This window comes from Mesorhizobium sp. M7A.F.Ca.US.006.01.1.1 (assembly GCF_003997935.1).
In the GTDB taxonomy this organism is placed as follows: domain Bacteria; phylum Pseudomonadota; class Alphaproteobacteria; order Rhizobiales; family Rhizobiaceae; genus Mesorhizobium.
Genome location: NZ_RZQL01000336.1, coordinates 1 through 5952 on the forward strand (window position 1 = coordinate 1; position 5952 = coordinate 5952).

General features: G+C 62.9%; 8 protein-coding genes and 1 pseudogene. 4 read left to right on the forward strand and 5 right to left on the reverse strand.

Translation table 11 applies throughout. The features are described from left to right. Nucleotides 1-160: 160 nt before the first annotated feature. The 4 genes from EN943_RS34005 (at nucleotide 161) to EN943_RS34020 (ending at nucleotide 2266) form a co-directional block, all read left to right on the forward strand. On the forward strand, nucleotides 161-361 hold the full coding sequence (locus EN943_RS34005; protein WP_127416258.1) for a hypothetical protein: 201 nt from the start codon (nucleotides 161-163) through the stop codon (nucleotides 359-361). A 97-nt stretch (nucleotides 362-458) separates the two neighbouring features. Continuing rightward, the gene (locus EN943_RS34010) at nucleotides 459-836 is read left to right on the forward strand and encodes a hypothetical protein (RefSeq protein WP_164778522.1); all 378 of its coding nucleotides are present in this window, start codon (nucleotides 459-461) and stop codon (nucleotides 834-836) included. A 150-nt stretch (nucleotides 837-986) separates the two neighbouring features. Next, nucleotides 987-2009 carry a fatty acid desaturase gene (locus EN943_RS34015; RefSeq protein ID WP_127416260.1) on the forward strand — a complete coding sequence of 341 codons (1023 nt, stop codon included), beginning with the start codon at nucleotides 987-989 and terminating at the stop codon, nucleotides 2007-2009. A gap of 77 nt (nucleotides 2010-2086) precedes the next feature. Next, complete coding sequence (locus EN943_RS34020; RefSeq protein ID WP_127416261.1) at nucleotides 2087-2266, forward strand: hypothetical protein; 180 nt, start codon at nucleotides 2087-2089, stop codon at nucleotides 2264-2266. A gap of 38 nt (nucleotides 2267-2304) precedes the next feature. Here the strand turns inward: EN943_RS34020 and EN943_RS34025 are convergent, their stop codons facing one another. From EN943_RS34025 to EN943_RS34045, 5 genes and pseudogenes are all read right to left on the reverse strand, one after another. Continuing rightward, nucleotides 2305-2838: a DUF934 domain-containing protein gene (locus EN943_RS34025; protein ID WP_127416262.1), complete on the reverse strand. Its 534-nt coding sequence runs from the start codon at nucleotides 2836-2838 to the stop codon at nucleotides 2305-2307. Nucleotides 2839-3009: 171 nt separating this feature from the next. Next, nucleotides 3010-3774 (reverse strand): phosphoadenylyl-sulfate reductase, encoded by a 765-nt coding sequence (locus EN943_RS34030; RefSeq protein WP_127272509.1) that lies wholly within the window; start codon nucleotides 3772-3774, stop codon nucleotides 3010-3012. Next, nucleotides 3749-5419 (reverse strand): nitrite/sulfite reductase, encoded by a 1671-nt coding sequence (locus tag EN943_RS34035; RefSeq protein ID WP_127416263.1) that lies wholly within the window; start codon nucleotides 5417-5419, stop codon nucleotides 3749-3751. Before EN943_RS34035 ends, EN943_RS34030 begins: the two co-directional genes overlap by 26 nt. Before the next feature lie 49 nt (nucleotides 5420-5468). Then, a complete protein-coding gene (locus tag EN943_RS34040) occupies nucleotides 5469-5762 on the reverse strand; it encodes a DUF2849 domain-containing protein (RefSeq protein WP_127416264.1) in 294 nt (97 codons plus the stop codon). Next, nucleotides 5759-5952, reverse strand: a pseudogene (locus EN943_RS34045) (uroporphyrinogen-III C-methyltransferase); the annotation flags it as partial. The pseudogene EN943_RS34045 and the gene EN943_RS34040, both read right to left, overlap by 4 nt.

The following is a 5952-nucleotide window of genomic DNA, read 5'->3' on the forward strand; positions in this document are numbered from 1 at the left end:
CGATTATGGAGGCCACCGGCCAGGGCCGGACAATGACAGGCAAGACATTTCGATTTTAATTTAAATTTTACCTTAACCGCCGCCTTTGCTTGCCACACAGGCAGGATGGGGGAACCATTCCCTTGCTGGAGGAGTTTCGAAGCCGACACAGGATTTTGAGATGATGACCCGCAACATGGGCGAAAAGGCAGAAGTGCTGGCCATCGAGGTCAGGCGCCAGTTGGGTGGCGAGGCGATGACCCGCTTTCTGCGCACCTTGCCGGCCTTCCGCACCGAGGCCGACATTCCCGACCGGCTCAGAGAACTGCTCGACCGCCTCGATGGGGCGGAGCGCGGTGACATCGGCTGGCGCCGGCGGTAACAGCAATCGATCTTGGCAGCCAACCTTCTATCGGCAATAGCCGGGGAGAGCCGAACCATCTAAGGATAGATGTGTTGTGGTTCAAATGGAGGACGTAATGCGCAAGGTTTCGATCACCTCATCGCTGATGGCGCTTGTCGGCCTCGGCGCCATCACCTTGGCGGCCTTTCCAGCACAAGCAGACAATCTGCAACTGCAATTGGGCAAACATGGCCCGCGGCTGAAGCTCATGGAAGATTGCGACCCCGCCTACGACGATTGCGAAGGCCCCCGTCGCGACGACCGGCGTGACCGCCGTCAACGAGGCTGCACGGAAGACCGGGCTCTCGACAAGGCAGACCGAATGGGCATCCGCCGCGCAAGGATAGAGTCCGTCGGCCGCCGGGAGATCACGGTCCGTGGCAGACAGGGTGGCGACCGCGTGCGCGTGACTTTTGGCACCGAGCGCGGCTGTCCCGTCCTCGATCGCGAATAGCGATCGACGTCAACGGGAAACCGACCCTCGGAAATCAACAGGTCAAGCTGGCGGTTGGCTGGCTCGACCGCCGAGCCACGCGACAATTACGCACAGTAATTTTGCGTGATGTTGCCTTGCGGCGGCGAGGCACCGCGCCTATGCTTCCTGATGAACATGATTTCCCCTGAGGCGGTCGCCAACAGCAAGCGCGCCTGGCTGAAGATTCTCGCCCGCTACAAGAAGCCTGACAGGCGGCGCAGCGCCGTCGAGCTCGCCATCACCCTCATCCCATTCGCCATACTCTGGGGACTGTCCTCGGCGGCCTATGCCTATGGCCATTGGTGGGGACTGATCCTCATCCTCCCCGCGGCCGGGTTTCTGGTACGCATCTTCATGATCCAGCACGATTGCGGCCACGGCTCTTTCTTCGCCAACCGCTACGCGGACGACTGGATTGGCCGCGCGCTCGGCATCCTGACGCTGACGCCCTACGATTGCTGGCGGCGCGCCCACGCGACGCACCACGCCAGCGCCGGCAATCTTGACGAACGCGGCATGGGCGACATCCGGACGCTGACCGTTGCAGAATACCGGCAGATGTCGTGGCGGGGCCGCCTCGCCTACCGTCTCTATCGCCACCCGCTGGTGATGTTCGGGCTTGGCCCGATCTGGCTGTTCATCTTCGAACAAAGGCTGCCCGTCGGCATGATGCGCGGCGGCCTGACCCCTTGGGTGTCGTCGATGACCACCAATCTTGGCATCGCGGTCGCAGCAGCCGTCCTTATCTGGTTCGTCGGCCCAGGCGCTTTCCTGGTGGTCCACCTGCCGATCGTCATCCTCGCCGGTTCGGCCGGCATCTGGCTGTTCTATGTCCAGCACCAGTTCGAGGAAACGGAATGGGCGAAGGATGCCGACTGGGAATTCCAACACGCTGCCTTGCACGGATCGTCCTATTACGATCTCCCGCCGGTGCTGAACTGGTTCACCGGAAACATCGGTGTCCATCACGTCCATCACCTCTCCGCCAAGGTGCCGTGCTACCGGTTGCAGGAAGTGCTGCGGGATTATCCCGAGCTGCGCGACATCGGCCGTGTCACGCTGCTCGAAAGCCTGCGCTGCGTCAAACTGGCGTTGTGGGACGAAAACCGCCGCAAGCTGGTGTCGTTCCGTGAGGCACGGGCGGCGGCCTGAGCAATTCCAGGGACGGCGCGTAGCGTTTTCCCTGGGCAATTGCGTCAAAACAAGAAGAACAAAAGGACCGCTGCGCTATGGGCGCCGCTGCCTGGAATTCCGATCGGGCAGCGCCGATCATGTCAGCGGCCTTTTCGGCGATCATGACGGCCGTGCGGCAAGCGCCCACCGCCGGCTATGACATAGTCGTAACGCATGAAGACCCCTCCCCCATCGTTCACGGATTTTCTATTCCGGATGATCAAGAGAAGGCCTGAACACGACTGATGTAAAGACGCGCGGAATTACCGAAACGTCAGCTGCTGCGAACGCGCCGCCAGGAGTATTTCGGGCCTTTTGGTTCCGGCACGGCGGCTGGCTGGTAGTAAAGTCCCAATCCGCCGGTGCGGCCCTCCTCCAGGCGCTTCAACAGCACCGGATTGGAAATCTCGAACTCGTCGAAGCCCAGCCGCAGCATATGCGGCAGTTGGTCGACCAGCACCTGGCCGGTGGCGCGAACGGCACCTTCGAAATGATAGCGGCGGCGCAGCAGTTCTCCCTTGGAGAAGGAGCGGCCGTCGCTGAAGGCCGGGAAGGCCAATGCCACCAGCGACAGCTGGTCGAGCAGGTCGGCAATCTTCTCGAGCTGATCACCGGGCTGCAGCAGGACACCGAGCCGTTCCTTGGCCGAGCGGCGCACCTCCGGATCCAGATCGAGGAAGGCTTGCAACGGCAGGATGAAGCGGCCGTTGCCGGACAGCGCATCGGCGCTTTCGGCATGCGTCCACTCATCCTCGTGAAAACCCGCAGGGGTCCAGAGCCGGGTCTCCGGTGTCGTCGGTCCAGTCATCAAAAAGTTCCTAAACAGTCAAACGAACCAAGGATATGTTGAGATTCAGGTCAGGCTGCGCCGAAAATGGCGGCTTCCGGGGTCGCTCTGCGACGAGCGGAGCGTACTTGAAGTACACGAGCACCGGAAGCTGCCATTTGCAGGCCAGCCTCACCTGAATATCAGCATATCCTAAAGGGATGCGTCGGTCAGCGACTTCTCCAGCCCCGACAAGTGAATGCCGCACTCGGTCTTGGCATGACCGGCCCAGCGGCCGCTGCGCGCGTCCTCGCCCGGCTGCACCGGCTGCGTGCACGGGAAGCAGCCGATCGACAGATAGCCGTAGGCGACCAACGGATTTTCGCGCAGCGCATGCGCGCGCATGTAATCCGCCTGGTCCGATGTCGTCCAATGCGCCAGCGGATTGATGCGGATACGCGGCCCGACCGCCTCGAACACCGGCAGCGCTGCCCGCGTCGCGGCCTGGAAACGCTTGCGGCCGGTGAGCCAGGCACGAAATGGCGCGACGCCGCGCGCCAGCGGCTCCACCTTGCGCACGTCGCAGCAGGCGTCGGTGTTGCTCTGATGCAGATTGCCCGTCGGATCGATCCGTTCGAGCGCCGCTTCCTCGGGTTTGATCACCCTTATGTTGGTCAGCCCGAAATCGGCGGCGAGCGCATCGCGATAGCCGAGCGTCTCCTCGAAATGCTTGCCGGTATCGAGGAAGATGACCGGCAGTGTCCGGTCGATCTTGGCGATCATGTGCAGCAGCACAGCCGAATCCGCGCCGAACGACGACACCGCCGCGATCTCGTCGAGGAACAGTTCGCGGGCCGAGCGTTCGATGATCTCGATCGGCTTCAGATGACCATAGAGCGCATCGAGCCCCGCCGCTTTGGCGGCGATGCCGTCATCGACGTCTCCAATACGGTCAAGCGGCCTTGGCTTCGCCAGCATAGAGCGCCTCCTTGAACGGCGCGGGACCGACTCGGCGGTAGGCGTCGATGAATTTCTCTTGTGGGTCGAGCCGAAGGCCGAGATAGGTCTCGACGATCTGCTCGATGGCGTCGGTGATCTCTTCCGACGAGAAGCCGCGGCCGATGATCTCGCCGACCGAGGTGTTCTCGTCGGCCGAGCCGCCCAGCGTTATCTGATAGAGTTCGGAGCCCTTCTTCTCGACGCCGAGGATGCCGATGTGGCCGACATGGTGATGACCGCAGGCGTTGATGCAGCCGGAGATCTTCAGCTTCAGTTCGCCGATCTCGCGCTGCCGCTCAAGCGAGGCGAAGCGGCGCGAGATTTCCTGCGCGATCGGGATCGAGCGCGCCGTGGCCAGCGCGCAATAATCGAGGCCCGGGCAAGCGATGATGTCCGATATCAAATTGGAATTGGCCGTCGCCAGGCCAATGCCGACCAGCGCATCATAGACCGCCTTGAGGTCGGCGCGGGCCACATGCGGCAGGATCAGGTTCTGCTCATGGCTGACACGCAGCTCGTCAAAGCCATATTTCTCGGCGATGTCGGCGATCGCTTCCATCTGGCTGTCCGAGGCGTCGCCGGGCACCTCGCCGATGCCCTTCAGCGAGATCGTCACCGCCGCATAGTCGGGATGGCGGTGCGTCACGACATTCTGGTCGAGCCACTCCGAGAACCGCTTGGAATCGAGCCGCGCCAGCTTGACCGCCTGGTCGCCTTCCGGCCGCCCAGCGAGCACTGGTGGCGCGAAATAGGCTTCGATGGCGCGGATGTCGGCTTCCGGCAGCTTCAGCTCGGCGTCCTTCAACTCCTGCCACTCGGCCTCGACCTGACGGGTGATCTCCTCTACGCCGGTCTCATGGACGAGGATCTTGATACGCGCCTTGTACTTGTTGTCGCGGCGGCCGTAGAGGTTGTAAACGCGCAGGATCGCCGTGCAGTAGGACAGAAGGTCGGCTTCCGGCAGGAAGTCGCGGATTTTCCGGGCAACCATTGGCGTGCGGCCCTGGCCGCCGCCGATATAGACGGCGAAACCGAGTTCGCCTGCGGCGTTCTTCTTCAGGTGCAGGCCGATGTCGTGGGTCTGGATGGCGGCGCGGTCGCGCTCGGCGCCCGTCACCGCGATCTTGAACTTGCGCGGCAGGAACGAGAATTCCGGATGCACAGACGACCACTGGCGCAGAATTTCCGCGTAGGGACGCGGATCGGCGACCTCGTCGGCGGCAGCGCCGGCGAAGTGGTCGGCGGTGACGTTGCGGATGCAATTGCCGCTGGTCTGGATGGCATGCATCTCGACGCTTGCGAGATCCGCCAGGATCGCCGGAATGTCCGACAGCGCCGGCCAGTTGAACTGGATGTTCTGGCGCGTGGTGAAATGGCCGTAGCCCTTGTCGTATTTGCGGGCGATGTGGCCAAGCATGCGCAACTGCTTGCCGTTCAGCGTGCCGTACGGCACCGCGATGCGCAGCATGTAGGCATGCAGCTGGAGATAGACGCCGTTCATCAGCCTCAATGGCCGGAACTGGTCCTCGGTGATCTCGCCGGCAAGACGACGCTGCACCTGGTCGCTGAACTCGGCGACGCGGGCCTGGACAAAATCGTGATCGAACTCATCGTAACGGTACATGCTTGGTCTTTCAGGGCGCGTCCGCCCATGCCTGGTGTCTTGGTTATGGTTATGCTGCCCGCGCAGCCTGCTTGCCGAGATCGTTGCGGATGGTCGGGCCGGCGGCGCGGATCTTCTCGCGCAGCCGCACCGGTTGGACGACGCCGTTGACGACTTCAGCGTCGATCAAATTGACGTCGACCACTTCGTTGGCGGCATAGGCCTTGGCGCCGATCGCCTCGAGCCTGTCGTCGGCTGCCTTGTCATGGGCGAGGTCGGCATGGTCCACCGTCTCGGCCCAGCCGCCATCGGCGTACCAGACGGCAATGCCGTCTGCGAGGCGGTTGGCGGTCAGTATCTTCATTGCTGAACTCCTTCGGCGACCGAACTGGACGCGCCTTCATGCCTGTGTGCCGCCAGCGGCTCGGATCGTTCAAAGTTGGCGCCGGCGACCGCATCGCCGATGATGGTCATGACCGGGCCGGAAAGATCGGCGCGCGCTTCCAGCGAAGGCAGGTCGGCAAGCGTGCCGTGGAAGCGACGCCGGGTGGCGA